Consider the following 17,172-nt stretch of genomic DNA (forward strand, 5'->3'; position numbering starts at 1 on the left):
GTGGGAGCGAGCCTGCTCGCGAAGGCGTAGTGTCAGTCAACAAAATGCTGGCTGATCCACCGCTTTCGCGAGCAAGCCCGCTCCCACAGGGATGTGCGTTCCCATGTGGGAGCAAGGCCGCCTTCACAGGGATGTGCATTCCCCTGTGGGAGCGGGCTTGCTCGCGAAAGCGGTCTGTCCGCTCAGTTGATTGATCTGACTCCCTACAGTTGATAGCTGAAACTGATGCTGTAACGTGCCCGACGATTGAACGTATCCAATGCTTCGTCCGACATCGGCTTGGCGGCCTCCAGCGCAATGTTGTAGTACTTGGCATCGCCAAAGCGCAGCCCGACCGCCGCCGATGACAGGTCGTTGCTCTGCACCGCCAGTTTGTTGAACCAGGTTTTCGAGCGGTCCAGCACCACGTATGGCTGCAGGATGCGCACCCAGTTGCCGTCGCGATTGAAGCTGTAGTTGACCTCGTAAGCCGCGCCCCAGCCCTTGTCGCCCGACGCCTGATCGTCCGGGTAGCCACGGCCGAAATTCTGCCCGCCAAATACCGCGCGTTCGCTGTCGGGCAGGGTGTCGTCGCTCCAGTACAGCGCGGCCGACAGCACGCCTTGCCAGTTGTCGAAGAACTTGTCGCTCTGGACCCCGGAGAGGCGCAGGCGCAGGAAGTTCAGGTCCAGCGCCGGGTTGGTGGAATGCGCGCCCATGCTGTCCAGACCTTGGTACAGGCCGCCGCTGAGAATCCGCAGTTGCCGGGCATCGGTCTTTCGCCAGTCGCCTTCGAACGCGAGGGCGCGCACGTTGGTGCGTTCCTCGATGCTCAGCGGATAGCCGACCACGTTGTAGCGGTTTTTGTCATCCACCGCGTACAACCGCGCACCGGCATTCAGTAGCTCGTTGGACGCCGCAATGAACGGATGGCTGACGCCGATGGAGTAGCGGTCGTCTTCCTTGTGCGGCTTGAGTTCGAAGCCGTCGCTGGTGAACAGGCTGGTGCCCGGGTCGGCCCGGTAGCGCGAGGCAAACAGGCTCAGTTGCGTGCCTTCACTGTTGAGAAACTGGTTGTAGTCCGCACGGTAGTAATGCTCGTGATCATCACCCGGCGGAAACAGGCCGCTGAGGGTCAACTGCTCGCCCATGGCGGTCTGCGAGTTGCTGCTGACCCCCAATAGCGCCTGGGTGCCGTTGCGGTTGTCTTCGGTGGTGCTCATGGTGCTGGTGAACGGTTTGCGGCTGGCCTGGGCCACCAAAGTGGTCGCGCCGTCGGTGGTCCCGGGCGGCGGTACTTGCGCCTGGATGGTGACCCCGGGAATACGCGTCATCAGAGTGGTGTAGCGCTCGAACGTCTTGCGGGTCAGCGGGCGCTCGGACTGGATTTTTGCCGCCAGTTCGTCGAGCAGGCCTTTGACCCGGCCGACATCGCCCTGCACCTGCACGTCGCGCACGTAACCTTCCACCAGTACCACTCGGGCCACGCCATCGTCGAAGCGCTGTTGCGGCAGGAACGCATAGGACAGCAGGTAACCGTCTTTCTGGTAGCGTCGAGTGATGTCGCGGGTGGCTTCGATCAGCTCGGCGAGGCTGGTTTGATGGCCGATCAGCGGTTTGTAGACTTGCGCCAGTTCGTCGAGCGGGTAGATCGTACCGCCCTCGATCTGCACGGTTTTCAGATTGACTTTGGTGTCCATCAACAGCGGCTGCGCCGTGGCCGCGCCGGGCTCGGGGACTTGCAGGGGCGTGGCGGCGGGGCGATAGGCATCGGCCGGCAGGTTCGGCACGGGCAGGTTGCGGGTGGTTTCGTTGCTGTTGAGAAAGCTGGGCAGGGTGTCGGCGAGGGCGGCGGAACTGATACTGAGGAACAGCAGGGATGCCATTACGCGCATAGGACACTCCATGGTCAGATCACAGCGCTGGGTTAAATTTTTCCTAAGAAAAAAGCGGAAGACTCGTGGGAATCTTCCGCCCTCAACCAAGCGTAGGCGCTGTAGGTGAGGCCGTCGAATCGGCCAGGTGCAATTTAGCGTTTGTTACCTCCAAGAGCGCCGGTCAGGCCACCGAGCACACCGCCCAGCCCGCCAGTGGCGCCACCTGTGGCGGTGCCTCCGTTGACCAGACCACCGACCGCACCGACAGTGGCGCCGACGTTGTTGACCAGACCACCGACGGCGGTGGTCACCGGGTTGTTGGTGGCGGCAATGGTGTTGCCGATGGTGCTGACTGCGCCGCCGACCTGACCGGTGAGACCGGCGACCGGTGCCCCGAGACCTGTAGTGGCGCCGACCTGTTGAGTGAGACCGGTGACGGCGCTGGTCACTGGATTAAGCCCTGCGCCCACGGTGGCGCCAACGGTGGCCAGTGGTGAGGTGGTGGCAGTGATCGGTGTGCCCGAGCCGCCGAGTACAGTGTTGAGCGAAGCGATGGTATTGCCCAGCCCGCCCGCAGTGACACCACCGGCACTGACCACGCCGTTGGTGTTGCCGGCGTTCAGACCGCTACCGACGTTGACCACTGCGCCGCCGACGGTTTGCAGCAAACCGGTACCGCCGAGGCCGCCACCCAGACCGCCGCCCAAACCACCACCGCTGTTGGTGCCGTTGTCCACCAGCCCGCCAGCCTTGCCGACGGTGGTGCCGACGTTGGTCAAGGCGCCGCCGACGGTGTTGGTCAAGGCGTTGCCGCTGCCGGCACCGGTGACTTGGCCGCCCAAGCCTTTGACGGCGCCACCGACCTGGCCGAGGACGCCATTGAGTGGCGCGCCGAGGCCGGTCGCATCGCCGACTTTGTCGGTGGTGCTTTCAACCATGGCAATCACTGGCACCAGACCGTTGCCGACACTTTTGGTGACGGAGCCGAGTGGGCCGGTGGTGGTGGCCAGGCTCAGGGTGTCGCCGAGCATGGTGACTTTTTCGCCGACGCCGTTGAGTACCGGGGCGACTTTGGTGACCACGCCGCCGACCACCGGAACGCTGCCGGTGGCGGTCGCCAGTTTGCCGCTGAGGTCCGAGACACCGTTGCCGACATCGGCCACCACGCCGCCGACCGAGGATGCGGTGACGCCGAGGCCATTGTCGACCGTACCCAGTTTGCCGATGCCATTGGCGACGCCATTACCCAGGGTGCTGACCACATTGCCGGCGGTGTTGGCGGCGCTTTGCACCACGCCACCGACCACCGGAACGCTGCTCAGCGAATCGCCGACCTGACCGACGCCATCGCCGACGCCAGCGACGGTCTTGCCGACATCCTGCACCAGCGTGGTGGTCACCAGCGGCGTGGTGGTCGGGTTGGTTGGATTGGTGGGATCCGTAGGGTTGGTCGGGTTCGTTGGATTGGTCGGGTCGGTTGGGTTGGTTGGATTGGTCGTGCCGGTACCGCCAGTGCCACCAGTGCCACCTGTGCCTGCGGTATTGGTGCCGCCAGTACCACCCGTGCCACCGGTTCCGCCCGTGCCCGACGTCGCGCTGTCTGGCGAAGAGCTGCCGGAACTGCTGTGATGGCCGCCACCGCCGCTGCTGCAGCCAGCGAGACCAAGGGAAAGGATCAATGCCAGAGCTGTTGCCGATTTGCACCACACTTGAGTTTTCATGATTGAGATTCCTTGCACCTGTAACAACATTTCGTCGTTTTCGATGGCTCACCGATCTGTTGTCGGTGATGCCTCGTCCGTGGTGTCAATCTCAATCGCGCCGCAGGTTTCGACCATTCTCAAGTTGGTATTAACGCCTTTATATATAAGACGCCGCGCCGTGCCTAAGGACTAATACCCAAGATATAGACGCACAAAAAAAGGCCTTGAAAATCAAGGCTTGGAGTTTTTCAGAGTACGGTCTCGGGCGCGGCAAAACTTAAGTGATATATACACAATTTACAGGCTTGCCCCGGGTGCAGGGTCAGGCAACCGGTTGCCACTGACCGACCATATGTTCCAGGTCGCCGGCGCCGATCAGGCGCAATTCGCCACTCGACCCCGCCGCACTCGCCAGCAACGAAACATCGCTGGGCAAACGCACCGGTTTGCGAAAATGCACGGCGATTTCAAGGTTGGCCTTGGGTAGATGATCAGCCAGTGCCGCGAGGGTTCGCGCCTTGTTCCACAAGCCGTGAGCAATCGCCGTGGGAAAACCGAACAGCCTGGCACTGGCCGCGCTCAGGTGAATCGGGTTGTAGTCGCCCGAGACTTTGGCGTACTGCCGACCGATATCGGCCGGCGCTTTCCACTGTGCCACCTGGGTCAAGACTTGCGAGGGTTCCCAGTGTTGTTCGGCGGGTTCACTCTCGAGTTTCACTCCGCGACAGAGCATCTGGCTTTCGGCTTCCCACAGCGGCCCGAGTTGATCATCGAGGCTGGTCAACACATCGAAGGTCGCACCTTTGGGATGCGGCTGCAGGTTGTGCACGCGGACGCTGACTTGCGCGCGACTGATCCCGCCCATCGGCCGCAGCACGCGAATGCGGTTGCTCAGGTGAATCAGCCCCAGCAGTGGGAACGGAAAGTCCTTGGCCGTGAGCAATTGCATCTGCAGAGCGAACGCGAGGATGTGTGGATAAGTCGGCGGCAGCAGGCCGTCATCGGTAAAGCCGCAGACTTTGCGATAGGCCGCCAGCTTCTGGCCGTCGACATCGACCCAACAGCGCAAACCGCTGTCGGGCAGTCGGGTGCCGGTGATCTTGCGCCGGGTCGCGGCCCGCGCGTAAAGGCCGGGCAGGCTCGGTTCGCGGTCGAGGGTGTGCCATTCAATGCTCATGCCTATGCCCCCAGAACACTTTGTCCACAGACCCGCAATGCCTGGCCGGTGAACGCACCGGTGCCCGGCTGTGCCAGCCACGCGACGGCTTCGGCGACGTCTTGCGGCAAGCCGCCCTGGCCCAGCGAACTCATGCGCCGCCCGGCCTCACGCAGGCCGAACGGAATGTGCGCGGTCATCTGGGTTTCAATGAAGCCCGGGGCCACGGCGTTGATGCTGATACCGCGTTCGTGCAGCGTCGGCGCCCAGGCCTGGGCCAGGCCGATCAGGCCGGCCTTGCTCGCGGCGTAGTTGGTCTGCCCGCGATTGCCGGCGATGCCGCTGATCGAGGCCAGCAGAATCACACGCGCGTTGTCGTGCAGGGTGCCGCTGTCGAGCAGGGCCTTGGTCAGCACTTGCGGGGCATTGAGGTTGACCGCGAGCACCGCGTCCCAAAATTCCGGAGTCATGTTGGCCAGGGTCTTGTCGCGGGTGATCCCGGCGTTGTGCACCAGAATGTCGATGCCCTCCGGCAGTTGCTCGATCAGTTGCGCGGCGGCATCTTCGGCGCAGATATCAAGGGTGATCGCCCGGCCGCCGAGACGTGCGGCGAGGGCTTCCAGATCGGTCTTGGCCGGTGGTACGTCGAGCAGAATCACCTCGGCGCCATCGCGGGCCAGGGTTTCAGCAATCGAGGCGCCGATCCCGCGTGCCGCGCCGGTGACCAGCGCCTTGCGTCCGGCCAATGGCCGGGTCCAATCGGTGACCGGCGTGGCGCATGGGCTCAGGCGAATCACCTGCCCGGAGACAAAGGCACTTTTCGGCGAGAGGAAAAACCGCAGCGGGCCTTCCAGTTGATCTTCGGCACCCTCACCGACATAGATCAGTTGCAGCGTGCCGCCACTGCGCAGCTCCTTGGCCAGCGAGCGCGAGAAGCCTTCGAGCGCCCGTTGCGCACTGGACGCGAAGGGCTCGCGCAGGGTTTCCGGGGCGCGGCCGAGGATCACCAGGTGGGCGCTGCTGTCGAGGTTTTTCATCAGCGGCTGGAAGAACTCGCGCAGCTGTTTGAGCTGGTCGGTGTGTTGCAGGTCGCTGGCGTCGAACACCACGGCCTTGAGCTTCGGTCCGTGCCCGGGAATCCACGCAGTAGCCAGCGACGGTTCGGTGCCGTAGCTGTAGATCGCGTCGGTCAGGCGGTTGGCGAACGCATTGACCCGCTCGGCCAGCGGCCCGCCGCCGATCAGCAGCGCACCGTCCACCGGCCGCAGGCGTCCAGCCTGCCAGCGTTCCAGCCGCACCGGCGACGGCAGGCCCAAAGCCCCGACCAGACGGTGGCCGATGGACGAGTTGGCGAAGTCGATATAGCGGTCAGACATGGAACGCTCTCCAGAAGTTGGGGTTCAAAGTGTGGACTACCAACGGCAATCAATCGTTCGATCCACGCAATAAGGCCTACGCTAGAACAGCAGAGTAGTTGGCCGCTGATGGTTGTGTGGCCAAACACAAATTCAGAAACAACGTTGAACCCTGTAGCAGTGAGCCGTGGCGAGGGGATTCATCCCCGATCGGCTGCGAAGCAGCCGCAATGTATAGCGATTGCAATGAGGGGGCCGCTGCGCGACCCATCGGGGATGAATCCCCTCACCACAGGTCACTGCTACAAGGCTTCAGGTGAATTCGACCATTTGGACAAGGAGTTTTTCATGAGTCAGCTGCGCCGCGTCGCCATCATCGGTGGTAACCGTATTCCTTTCGCCCGTTCCAACGGGCCGTACGCCACTGCCAGCAATCAGGTGATGCTCACCGCCGCGCTTGAAGGCCTGATCGAACGCTACAACCTGCACGGCCTGCGCATCGGCGAAGTGGTGGCGGGTGCGGTGCTTAAATTGTCACGGGATATGAACCTGACCCGCGAATGCGTGCTCGGCTCGCGGCTGTCACCGGCCACTCCGGCCTATGACATCCAGCAAGCCTGCGGTACCGGACTGGAAGCGGCGCTGCTGGTGGCGAATAAAATCGCCCTCGGCCAGATCGACTGCGGCATTGCCGGTGGCGTCGACACCACCTCGGACGCGCCGATCAGCGTCAGCGAAGGCCTGCGCAAAATCCTTTTGCAGGCCAACCGCGCCAAGACCACCGGCGACAAGCTGAAAACCTTGCTGCAACTGCGACCGCAGCACTTGATCCCGGAATTCCCGCGTAACGGCGAGCCGCGCACTGGCCTGTCGATGGGGCAGCACTGCGAACTGATGGCGCAGACCTGGAACATTCCCCGTGAAGAGCAGGATCAACTGGCCCTCGAAAGCCATCACAAACTCGCCGCGTCCTACAGCGAAGGCTGGCACAACGACCTGATGACGCCGTTTCTCGGCCTGACCCGCGACAACAATCTGCGCCCGGACCTGACCCTGGAAAAACTCGCCACGCTCAAACCCGCGTTCGAAAAAAGCGCCAAGGGTACGCTGACGGCGGGCAACTCCACGCCGCTCACTGACGGCGCTTCGGTGGTGTTGCTGGGCAGCGAGGAGTGGGCGAAGGAACGAGGTCTGCCGATCCTCGCGTATCTGCGCGATGGCGAAGCGGCGGCGGTGGATTTCGTCAACGGCGCCGAAGGCCTCTTGATGGCGCCGGTGTATGCCGTGCCACGCCTGCTGGCGCGCAATGGGCTGACTTTGCAGGATTTCGATTACTACGAAATTCACGAAGCGTTCGCCGCCCAGGTGCTGTGCACGCTCAAGGCCTGGGAAGACCCCGAATACTGCAAGACGCGCCTGGGGCTGGACGCACCGCTGGGGTCGATCGACCGCAGTCGGTTGAATGTGAAAGGCAGCTCGCTGGCGGCCGGGCATCCGTTTGCCGCGACCGGCGGGCGGATTATCGCGAACATGGCTAAATTGCTGGATGCGGCGGGCAAGGGCAGGGGACTGATCTCGATCTGCGCTGCTGGTGGTCAGGGCGTCACCGCAATCATCGAACGCTAAAAGATCGCAGCCTGCGGCAGTTCCTACAGGGTGCTCGCCAATCTCATGTAGGAGCTGCCGCAGGCTGCGATCTTTTGACCCTGAATCTTTTCATCACCGCCGCATGTCAGATTCTGTCGCAAATGCCCTCGACGCCGATTGCCAACATTTCAAACCGGCTCGGCTATGATCGGCAAAGCTCGATTATTTCGGCACGGTGTGTGCATCCATGGGTTCACAGGTCGGCAACCCCTCCCCGTAACGCGAGGATTGCCGTATAACGAGTGACATTCGCGTGTTTGGTAATAAAGGACCCACAATAAAAGCTGATGAAGACTCCAAAACGCATTGAACCCCTGATCGAAGACGGTCTGGTCGACGAAGTGCTGCGCCCACTCATGAGTGGTAAAGAAGCAGCTGTTTATGTGGTGCGCTGCGGTAACCAGTTACGTTGCGCGAAGGTTTACAAGGAGGCGAACAAACGCAGTTTCCGCCAGGCAGCCGAGTATCAGGAAGGCCGCAAGGTGCGTAACAGCCGGCAGGCCCGGGCGATGGCCAAGGGCTCGAAGTTCGGTCGCAAAGAGACCGAAGACGCCTGGCAGAACGCCGAAGTCGCGGCGCTGTTCCGTCTGGCCGGTGCCGGCGTGCGAGTGCCCAAGCCGTACGACTTTCTTGACGGCGTGCTGCTGATGGAACTGGTGGCCGACGAATACGGCGATGCCGCGCCGCGTCTGAACGACGTGGTGCTGGAGCCGGATCAGGCCCGTGAATATCACGCGTTCCTGATCTCGCAGATCGTGCTGATGTTGTGTACCGGTCTGGTGCACGGTGACCTCTCGGAGTTCAACGTGCTGCTGACGCCAACCGGCCCGGTGATCATCGACCTGCCGCAGGCAGTGGATGCGGCGGGTAATAACCACGCGTTCAGCATGCTCGAGCGCGACGTGGGCAACATGGCTTCGTACTTCGGACGCTTTGCCCCGGAGCTGAAGCAGACCCGCTACGCGAAAGAAATGTGGGCGTTGTACGAAGCCGGCACCCTGCACCCCAACAGCGTGCTGACCGGTGAGTTCGACGATCCGGAAGACCTGGCCGACGTTGGCGGTGTATTGCGCGAGATCGAAGCGGCGCGTCTCGACGAAGAGCGCAAGCAGGCGATCCGTGCGGCGGATGACGAGCCCAAAGGCAAGTCCGACGAACCACCTCCGCCACCGTGGATGCAGTAAGCGCTTGAACAGAAACCCGGCTTCGGCCGGGTTTTTTGGACCTGCCCAAACCACCGAAGATCCCTTGTAGGAGTGAGCCTGCTCGCGATGGCGGTGTGTCATTCAGCAAAAGTGTTGCCTGATACACAGCCATCGCGAGCAGGCTCACTCCTACAAGGGTTTTGTGGTGTTCCTGGAGTGTGTGTGGGAATCTTGTCGCCCCTCGCACACTCAAGGATTGAATGTGAACGCCCGCCTCATCATCACCGCCCGGCTGATCTCCGACTTCGGCGCTTTCCTCAACATGGTCGCGCTGGCGACTTATGTTTACCTGCTGAGCAACAGCGCCATGAGTGTCGGGATCTTCCTCGCCAGCCGGGTCGGTGGGGGGATGTTCGCCAGCCTGATCGGTACACGCTGCTACCGGCGCTGGAGTGGCCGGGTGCCGCTGATTGCCTTCGATCTGCTACGCGCGGCGCTGCTTGGTCTGCTGTTGATCCTGCCGGTGAGCCAGCAGGCATTGCTGCTGCCGCTGATTGCTTTCGGCCTGGGCTTTGGCAACTCGATGTTCGCCATCGGCCTCAACAGCCAGTTGCCGAGGCTGATCGAGCCGGCGCAGCTACTGAAAACCAATGCCTGGATCACGTCGGCGTCATCGGCGGCGATGGTCGGCGGCAGTCTGGTCTCCGGCTTGCTGGTGGCGGCATTCGGTTTCGAAACGGTGTTCGCGCTCAACGCACTGACCTATGTGCTGGCAGCGCTGTTGATTGCACCGTTGCGCTTCGCCGCTGCAGAAGTCAGCGAACAATCAGCCAGCGAACGCGGCGAATGGTCAGCCCTCAAGCAAGGCCTGCGCAGTGCCCCGGTGATCGCGGCGATGCTTGCCGTGACCATGGCCGACACCTTGGGCAGTGCCGCGCACAACGTCGGGTTCCCGATCATTTCCAGACTGCTGACACCCGATTCGGCCAGCACTACGTTGGGCCTGATGCTGGCGGTGTGGGCCAGCGGCAAACTGCTCGGTGCACGGATTGCCAGTCGCCGCAAAGGCACGGATAACAGTGATCTGGAGCGACGGTATTTCTTCGGCGTGGCGTTGATGTCCTGCGGCTTCATCCTGATGTTCCAGCAGCACAGCCTGCTCGGTCTGCTGCTGTTTTCGCTGCCGGCGGGGTTGGGTGACGGTGTTTCCGAAGTCAGCCTGATGTCGCGTCTGCAGCGTGAACCGGAGCATTTGCGCCTGCCGATTTTCAGTTTCCTGACCTTGCTGCAAATGACCGGGTTCGGCGTCGGCATGCTGATTGCCGCGCCGTTCTACGAATGGTGGACGCCGGGTGCCGTGGTCATGCTGTTCCATGGCATCCCGCTCGGCACCTTGTTGACCGTGAAGCTGTTGGCGTTCAGGCGCGGGCGGGTTGCGCGCAGCAGCCCGACGCCAGTTCCTTGAGGATCGGGCAGTCGGGGCGATGGTCGCCATTGCAGTGCTCGACCAAGTCCTGCAGGGTGTCACGCAACTCGCCGAGTTCGCGGATCTTCTGATTCAGTTCGTCGATGTGCTGGCGGGCCAACGCCTTCACATCGGCGCTGGCGCGTTGCCGGTCCTGCCACAGGGTCAGCAGCTTGCCGACTTCCTCCAGGGAAAAACCCAGGTCCCGCGAGCGCTTGATGAACGCCAGCGTGTGCAGGTCATCGTCGCTGTAGACCCGGTAGCCGCTGTCGGTGCGATGGGCAGCCTTGAGCAGGCCGATCGACTCGTAATAGCGGATCATCTTCGCGCTCAGGCCACTGTGCCGGGCCGCTTGGCCGATGTTCATCGGTGCTCCTCCAGATCCTTCGGTTTCCAGGTTTTCAACAGTAGCGCATTGCTCACCACGCTGACGCTCGACAATGCCATCGCCGCGCCGGCCAGCACCGGGTTGAGGAAGCCGAACGCCGCCAGCGGAATGCCGATCAGGTTGTAGACGAAAGCCCAGAACAGATTCTGGCGGATCTTCGCGTAGGTCTTGCGGCTGATCTCCAGCGCCGCCGGCACCAGCCGTGGATCGCCGCGCATCAAGGTGATGCCGGCAGCGTGCATCGCTACGTCGGTGCCACCGCCCATGGCGATGCCAATGTCGGCCGCCGCCAGTGCCGGGGCGTCGTTGATGCCGTCGCCGACCATCGCCACCACCCCGGTTTTCTTCAGTTCGGCGACGGTCGCGGCTTTGTCGGCGGGCAGTACTTCGGCGTGAACACTTTCAATGCCCAGCGCCTCGGCCACCACGCGCGCGCTGCCACGGTTGTCGCCAGTCAGCAGATGGCTGTGGATACCTCGGCCGGCCAGTTGCTGCACCGCTTGCAGTGCGCCGGGCTTGAGCGTGTCGCCGAAGGCGAACAAACCGAGCACTTGCGGTTCCGGGCTTTGTTCGATCAGCCACGACAGGGTCCGTCCTTGGCTTTCCCAAGCCTTGGCGGATTCGGCGAGGTGGCCGGCGCTCAAGCCGCTTTCTTCCAGCAAGCGCCGATTGCCCAGCGCCAGGCGCCGACCGTCGAGCGTGCCGGCGATGCCGCGCCCGGTCAGGGACTGGCTGTCGCGGACATCCGGCACCTGCAAGCCGCGCTCGGCGGCAGCGTCCAGCACGGCTTTGGCCAGCGGATGCTCACTGCCGCGTTGCAGGGCGCCGGCCAGTGTCAGCAGAGTATTTTCATCGCCATCCAGCGCACTGAAATGGGCGATACGCGGGGTGCCGGAAGTCAGCGTGCCGGTCTTGTCGAAGACCACGTTGTCGACTTCATGGGCACGTTCCAGCGCTTCGGCGTCCTTGATCAGAATCCCGTGGCGCGCAGCCACACCCGTGCCGGCCATGATCGCCGTCGGGGTGGCGAGGCCGAGGGCACACGGACAGGCAATCACCAGCACGGCGACGGCGTTGATCAATGCGGTTTCCATGGGCGCGCCGTACAGCCACCAGCCGATCAGTGTCGCCAAAGCGATCAGCAACACGGTGGGCACGAACACCTGACTGACTTTATCCACCAGTTTCTGGATCGGCGCTTTCGCCGCTTGAGCGTCCTCGACCAGACGGATGATCCGCGCCAGCACACTTTCTGCACCGAGGGCGGTGGTGCGCACCAGCAGGCGTCCTTCACCATTGATCGCGCCGCCGGTGACTTTGTCGCCCGGTTGTTTTGGCACTGGCAGGCTTTCGCCGCTGATCAGCGCTTCGTCAGCGTGGCTCTGGCCTTCGAGCACTTCGCCGTCGACCGGGAAGCGTTCGCCGGGTTTGACCAAGACCTGATCGTTCAGGCGCAGAGCGCTGATTGCGACGTCTTGCTCGCGACCGTCGATGACTTGAATCGCCCGTTCCGGACGCAAGGCTTCGAGGGCGCGGATGGCGCTGGCGGTCTGGCGTTTGGCGCGGCTTTCCAGATATTTGCCGAGCAGCACCAGGGCGATCACCACGGCTGAGGCTTCGAAATACAGATGCGGCATGCGCCCGGCGGCGGTGGCCCATTCGTACAGGCTCAGGCCATAACCGGCGCTGGTGCCGAGGGCGACCAGCAAGTCCATGTTGCCGGCCCCGGCGCGCACGGCTTTCCACGCGGCGACATAGAAACGTGCACCGAAAATGAATTGCACCGGTGTGGCGAGGGCGAATTGCGCCCAGGCCGGGAGCATCCAGTGAATGCCGAACGGTTGTAGCAACATCGGCAGCACCAGCGGCAAGGCCAGAGCGATGGCGCAGATCAGCGCCCAGCGCTCATGTTGCAGGCGCTGTTGCTGGTTATCGGTAGTGGGGTGTTCGGCTTGCCAGACGCTGGCCGAGTAGCCGGCCTTGCGCACGGCGTCGAGCAGCGCTTGCGGGTCGACCTGACCGAGCAATTCGAGGTGTGCGCGTTCGTTGGCAAGGTTGACGCTGACGCTCTTCACCCCTGGGACTTTGTTCAGGGCGCGCTCGACGCGGCCGACGCACGAGGCGCAGGTCATGCCGTCGATGCTCAATTCCACGGTTTGCTGCGGCACGCTGTAACCGGCGCGTTCAACCGCCTCCATCAACGCCGGCAAACTGTCGCCGGGGGCTTGGACGCGGGCCTGTTCGGTGGCGAGATTGACGCTGACGCCACTGGCGCCGCTGACTTTGCGCAATGCCCGCTCGACACGCCCGGCGCAACTGGCGCAGGTCATACCGGCAATCGGCAAATCGAAAGTGATGGAATCGGACATCGGTCTTACTCCCTGTAGAAGATGCCTACAAGGATTAACCTTGCCATGCGGGCAAGGTCAAGCGCCAATATTGACCGGCACCAAACCAATGTGGGAGCGGGCTTGCTCGCGAAGGCGGCGTGTCAGTCAACATCATCGCTGAATGACACACCGCCTTCGCGAGCAAGCCCGCTCCCACCGTTTGTTTTAATTAATATTCGAGGGCGGCAGGTCGCAGGTACAAACCTTTGGCATTTGCCGCGATCCGGTACTTGAGCACATCGCCAGCCTTGAGCGAGATCTCCTGCGCGGGCGGCGCGAGCATGCCTGCCTGGCAACCCGGCACCTGACCAGGCAACTGTTTCAGACGAATGGAAATCGTGCCGTGGGGCAGGTTGAACGAAGTGGTCTGTTCCTGAAGAAGGCGCGCTGCCAGTTCATCATTGACGTACACGCCAATCTCGCAGGGAGTCGGCACTTCCAGACGCTCGCGCGAGATGATCAGAACGGCGTAGTCCTCACCGGTCGCGTTGGCCTGGGGCAGGGCGGCAAAGAGGCTGAGCAAGCCAAACAGGCTGAAAGCTGACCAGCGCATGGCTGAATCTCCTGAATTTGAGTCATTGATGCACGCAGCTTGGCTGAGCGCGGCGCCGATTGCCAGCCCGGCAGTTTTTTGCAGAACTTGACCTTGCCATGGTGGCAAGCTCGAGACTGCCGACAACCTCAGTCAAAGGAGCTAAACCATGCAAGTGTTCAGCGTTCAAGGCATGTCTTGCGGTCACTGCGTAAAAGCGATCACCGATGCCGTGCAGAAGAAAGATCCGGCGGCCAGCGTACGGGTCGATCTGGCGGCCAAAGAAGTTGGCGTCGAGAGTTCGCTCAACCCGGAGCAGGTCATTGAGGTCATCAGCGAAGAGGGTTACCCGGTGAAATTGGCCGGGTGATCAACAGCCAAAAGATCGCAGCCTGCGGCAGCTCCTACAGGTATTGGTGCGACTCCTGTAGGAGCTGCCGAAGGCTGCGATCTTTTGATCTTTGCTGTGCAGTTCGTCTGACTTTCTAATAGTTAGCGAGCTATCGGAATGTTCAAGGCGTCCCCACGCGGCTAGACTGTCGGGCTGCCGACTTCTATCCAACCTGGATGCCTGATGAACTTCCGTACCATTCTGATTCTCGGTGCCTTGAGCGCCTTCGGTCCGCTGGCGATCGACTTCTATTTGCCGGCGTTTCCGTCGATGGCGCTGGCCTTTGGCACTGATGAAAAGCATGTGCAGCTGACCCTGGCGGCGTATTTCGCCGGCCTGTCGATCGGGCAATTGCTGTACGGCCCGGTGGCCGACCGTTTTGGGCGGCGCCTGCCACTGCTGGTCGGTGTCGGCCTGTTCACCCTGGCCTCGCTGGCCTGTGCCTACGCACCGAATCTGGAGTGGCTGATCGGCGCACGCTTCGTCCAGGCGCTGGGCGGCTGTGCGGGGATGGTGATTTCCCGGGCAGTGGTCAGTGACAAGTGCGATGCGGTCGGTTCGGCGAAAGTCTTTTCGCAATTGATGCTGGTGATGGGCCTGGCGCCGATCCTCGCGCCGCTGCTCGGTGGTCTGTTGGTCAACACCACGGGCTGGCAGTCGATCTTTCTGGTGCTGACCGGTTTCAGTGCAATCGCCGGCCTCGCCGTGGCGCTTGGCCTGCCGGAAAGCCTGCCCGACTACGTGCCGCGCCAGCCGTTGTCCGGTGCGTTGCGCCAATACGGTCGGTTGTTCGGCGACCGGGTGTTTCTCGGCCACGCGCTGACCGGCGGTATCGCGGTTGCCGGGATGTTTTCCTACATCGCCGGTTCGCCGTTCGTCTTCATTAAACTCTACGGCGTACCGGCCGAGCATTTCGGCTGGCTGTTCGGCACCAATGCCGCGGGTTTCATTCTGGTGGCTCAGGTCAACGCGCGGCTGTTGGCCAAGCGCGGCCCGGCGTTCCTGCTGGCGCGGGCGGTGTGGGTGTATCTGTTGGCCGGAGTGACTTTGCTCGCGGTCAGCGCCCTGCACACCGAAGCCTTGTGGCCGCTGTTGATTCCGTTGTTCGTGTGTATTGCCAGCCTCGGCTGCATCCTGCCTAACGCAGCGGCCTGCGCGATGAACGGTCAGGGCGCGCGTGCCGGCAGTGCCTCGGCGCTGATGGGTTGTCTGCAGTTCAGCGTGGCGTCCGGCGCGGCTTCGCTGGTGGGCGTTCTGCACGACGGTAGCGCCATGCCGATGGCCATGGTCATCAGCCTGTGCGGATTGCTGGTGGTGAGCGTCGCGATGTACACCCGGCATTTGCAAAATGCCCGCGCACTGGCGCAAGCACAGGCCGAAGCCTGAAACCCTCAGCCGGCGGCGCGCTGCTGCCCGGGGTCGGGAAACTGATGGGGCGCGTGCAGGCGCGCTTCGAGGGTGCGGGTGAAGGCGAGGGCTTCGGCTTCACTGCGAAATGTCACAGCGTGCTGGTCCAGACGAACCTGCCATTGAGACTTTGCCACTTCTTTTATCAGGATCTTCATTGCTGACCTCCCTTGTGTAAAAGATGCATCGCAGAGGCTTCGATTGTAGACCTGAATACGATCGCATTTGTGACAACGCTCAAGCATCTGACTGACGGCAAAAAACAGCACCAGCCCTTACTTGGACTGGTGCTGAATGCGGCCTTCAGATTTTCAGAAACTTTCTAAAACAATTTTCCCCTTGGCTTTGCCACTTTCCAGCAGCTCGTGCGCGCGACGCAGGTTCGCCGCGTTGATCGTGCCGAAATGCTCGCCCACCGTGGTCTTCAATGTCCCCGCATCAATCAGCTCGGCCACGCGGTTTAGCAGTTTGTGTTGCTCGATCATGTCCGGGGTTTCGAACAGCGAGCGGGTGTACATGAACTCCCAGTGCAGCGACAGGCTCTTGCGCTTGAGCTTGCTCACGTCCAGCGACTTCGGGTCGTCGATCAGCGCCAGTTTGCCTTGCGGTGTCAGCGCCTCGACCAGTTGATCCAGGTGCAGATCGGTCTGGGTCAGGCTGGCGACGTGGGTCACGTGCTCGATGCCGGCGCGCTGCATTTCTTCGCTCAACGGCTGGCTGTGGTCGATCACCAGGTCGGCACCCAGCTCGGTCACCCAGTCGCGAGTCTGTGCACGGGACGCGGTGCCGATCACTTTCAGCCCGGTCAACTGGCGGGCCAGTTGGGTGAGAATCGAACCGACGCCGCCGGCCGCACCGACGATCAGCAGGCTTTGACCTTCATCGGTTTTGCCCTCACGGATCTGCAGGCGTTCGAACAGCAGCTCCCACGCGGTGATCGCGGTCAGCGGCAGCGCAGCCGCTTCGGCAAAACCGAGGGATTTCGGCATGTGGCCAACAATGCGCTCATCAACCACGTGCAGCTCGCTGTTGCCACCGGCACGGGCAATGGAACCGGCGTAGAACACTTTGTCGCCCGCCTTGAACAGGGTCACTTCACTGCCGACAGCCTTGACCACACCGGCGACGTCCCAGCCCAGCACTTTTGCTGCGCCGTTTTCCGGCGCCACGTTCTGCCGCACCTTGGTGTCGACCGGGTTGACCGAGATGGCTTTGACTTCCACCAGCAGGTCGCGCGGGCCGGCGACCGGCTCCGGCAGTTCGATGTCTTGCAGGGATTTTTCGTCGCTGATCGGCAGGGAGGCGTAATAGGCGATGGCTTTCATGACTTGCTCCGTAACGGTAATAGAAGAAGGGCTCAGGCGATGGCGCCCAGGCGTTTCAATTGGAAGTGTTCGATGCAGTGGCCGGCGGCGGCCTGGAAGTTCTGAAAATGCGCGCTGGCGTTGTGCGCCTGGAGGATTTCCTCGCTGGCCCAGTGTTCGATCACATAGAAAGTCAGCGGATCGGCCAGGTCGCGGTGCAGGTCGTACTGGCTGCAGCCTTCTTCGGCGCGACTCGGCTCAACCAGTGCGCGCAGGGCGTTTTCGAGGGTGTCCTGCTGGCCGGGTTTGGCGATCAGGGTGGCGATGGCGGTGAATGCTTGGGACATGTGCGGCTCCGGTCGCGGGATAAATTCGCTTGAGCAGATAATTGGCTATTTCTCGGCACGATAAAACCGGCTAAAAGAGCAGTCTC

General features: G+C 62.4%; 15 protein-coding genes and 1 pseudogene. 6 read left to right on the forward strand and 10 right to left on the reverse strand.

What is annotated here, in order from left to right; all coding sequences use genetic code 11:
• Positions 1 to 203 precede the first annotated feature (203 nt).
• From ACIOUG_RS12295 to ACIOUG_RS12310, 4 genes are all read right to left on the reverse strand, one after another.
• The gene (locus ACIOUG_RS12295) at positions 204 to 1,874 is read right to left on the reverse strand and encodes a ShlB/FhaC/HecB family hemolysin secretion/activation protein (protein WP_401065732.1); all 1,671 of its coding nucleotides are present in this window, start codon (positions 1,872 to 1,874) and stop codon (positions 204 to 206) included.
• Between the two features lie 134 nt (positions 1,875 to 2,008).
• Complete coding sequence (locus tag ACIOUG_RS12300) at positions 2,009 to 3,577, reverse strand: collagen-like triple helix repeat-containing protein (protein ID WP_401065734.1); 1,569 nt, start codon at positions 3,575 to 3,577, stop codon at positions 2,009 to 2,011.
• 304 nt (positions 3,578 to 3,881) lie between these two features.
• The gene (locus ACIOUG_RS12305) at positions 3,882 to 4,736 is read right to left on the reverse strand and encodes a MaoC family dehydratase (RefSeq protein ID WP_401065737.1); all 855 of its coding nucleotides are present in this window, start codon (positions 4,734 to 4,736) and stop codon (positions 3,882 to 3,884) included.
• 2 nt (positions 4,737 to 4,738) lie between these two features.
• Positions 4,739 to 6,091 (reverse strand): 3-oxoacyl-ACP reductase, encoded by a 1,353-nt coding sequence (locus ACIOUG_RS12310; RefSeq protein WP_401065739.1) that lies wholly within the window; start codon positions 6,089 to 6,091, stop codon positions 4,739 to 4,741.
• 327 nt (positions 6,092 to 6,418) lie between these two features.
• Between ACIOUG_RS12310 and ACIOUG_RS12315 the strand changes: the two genes are divergently transcribed.
• The 3 genes from ACIOUG_RS12315 to ACIOUG_RS12325 all read left to right on the forward strand — a co-directional run bounded on the left by ACIOUG_RS12315 (position 6,419) and on the right by ACIOUG_RS12325 (position 10,327).
• Positions 6,419 to 7,696: an acetyl-CoA C-acetyltransferase gene (locus ACIOUG_RS12315; protein WP_401065742.1), complete on the forward strand. Its 1,278-nt coding sequence runs from the start codon at positions 6,419 to 6,421 to the stop codon at positions 7,694 to 7,696.
• A 308-nt stretch (positions 7,697 to 8,004) separates the two neighbouring features.
• A complete protein-coding gene (locus tag ACIOUG_RS12320; RefSeq protein ID WP_003221347.1) occupies positions 8,005 to 8,901 on the forward strand; it encodes a PA4780 family RIO1-like protein kinase in 897 nt (298 codons plus the stop codon).
• A 223-nt stretch (positions 8,902 to 9,124) separates the two neighbouring features.
• Positions 9,125 to 10,327, forward strand: a complete 1,203-nt coding sequence (locus ACIOUG_RS12325) for an MFS transporter (RefSeq protein ID WP_401065743.1) — start codon at positions 9,125 to 9,127, stop codon at positions 10,325 to 10,327.
• Here ACIOUG_RS12325 and cueR read toward each other — a convergent pair.
• Together cueR and ACIOUG_RS12335 are read right to left on the reverse strand one after the other, a co-directional pair.
• Complete coding sequence (gene cueR / locus ACIOUG_RS12330; RefSeq protein WP_007962968.1) at positions 10,281 to 10,694, reverse strand: Cu(I)-responsive transcriptional regulator; 414 nt, start codon at positions 10,692 to 10,694, stop codon at positions 10,281 to 10,283. The two genes, ACIOUG_RS12325 and cueR, sit on opposite strands and share 47 nt — an antisense overlap.
• Positions 10,691 to 13,084, reverse strand: a complete 2,394-nt coding sequence (locus ACIOUG_RS12335; protein ID WP_401065746.1) for a heavy metal translocating P-type ATPase — start codon at positions 13,082 to 13,084, stop codon at positions 10,691 to 10,693. Before ACIOUG_RS12335 ends, cueR begins: the two co-directional genes overlap by 4 nt.
• A gap of 45 nt (positions 13,085 to 13,129) precedes the next feature.
• Between ACIOUG_RS12335 and ACIOUG_RS12340 the strand changes: the two are divergent.
• Positions 13,130 to 13,261, forward strand: a pseudogene (locus tag ACIOUG_RS12340) (metal ABC transporter ATP-binding protein); the annotation flags it as partial.
• 13 nt (positions 13,262 to 13,274) lie between these two features.
• Here ACIOUG_RS12340 and ACIOUG_RS12345 read toward each other — a convergent pair.
• A complete protein-coding gene (locus ACIOUG_RS12345; protein ID WP_027613629.1) occupies positions 13,275 to 13,658 on the reverse strand; it encodes a hypothetical protein in 384 nt (127 codons plus the stop codon).
• 148 nt (positions 13,659 to 13,806) lie between these two features.
• Between ACIOUG_RS12345 and ACIOUG_RS12350 the strand changes: the two genes are divergently transcribed.
• Together ACIOUG_RS12350 and ACIOUG_RS12355 are read left to right on the forward strand one after the other, a co-directional pair.
• Complete coding sequence (locus ACIOUG_RS12350; RefSeq protein WP_401065749.1) at positions 13,807 to 14,007, forward strand: heavy-metal-associated domain-containing protein; 201 nt, start codon at positions 13,807 to 13,809, stop codon at positions 14,005 to 14,007.
• A 204-nt stretch (positions 14,008 to 14,211) separates the two neighbouring features.
• The gene (locus ACIOUG_RS12355) at positions 14,212 to 15,414 is read left to right on the forward strand and encodes a multidrug effflux MFS transporter (protein ID WP_401065751.1); all 1,203 of its coding nucleotides are present in this window, start codon (positions 14,212 to 14,214) and stop codon (positions 15,412 to 15,414) included.
• A 5-nt stretch (positions 15,415 to 15,419) separates the two neighbouring features.
• Here the strand turns inward: ACIOUG_RS12355 and ACIOUG_RS12360 are convergent, their stop codons facing one another.
• The 3 genes from ACIOUG_RS12360 to ACIOUG_RS12370 all read right to left on the reverse strand — a co-directional run bounded on the left by ACIOUG_RS12360 (position 15,420) and on the right by ACIOUG_RS12370 (position 17,086).
• Positions 15,420 to 15,593, reverse strand: a complete 174-nt coding sequence (locus ACIOUG_RS12360; protein ID WP_007962962.1) for a hypothetical protein — start codon at positions 15,591 to 15,593, stop codon at positions 15,420 to 15,422.
• Positions 15,594 to 15,746: 153 nt separating this feature from the next.
• The gene (locus ACIOUG_RS12365) at positions 15,747 to 16,760 is read right to left on the reverse strand and encodes a zinc-binding alcohol dehydrogenase family protein (protein WP_401065754.1); all 1,014 of its coding nucleotides are present in this window, start codon (positions 16,758 to 16,760) and stop codon (positions 15,747 to 15,749) included.
• Between the two features lie 32 nt (positions 16,761 to 16,792).
• Complete coding sequence (locus tag ACIOUG_RS12370) at positions 16,793 to 17,086, reverse strand: putative quinol monooxygenase (RefSeq protein ID WP_003221365.1); 294 nt, start codon at positions 17,084 to 17,086, stop codon at positions 16,793 to 16,795.
• Positions 17,087 to 17,172: the final 86 nt, after the last annotated feature.

Origin of the sequence: Pseudomonas sp. NPDC087803 (assembly GCF_044742995.1) — a bacterium.
Taxonomy (GTDB): domain Bacteria; phylum Pseudomonadota; class Gammaproteobacteria; order Pseudomonadales; family Pseudomonadaceae; genus Aquipseudomonas.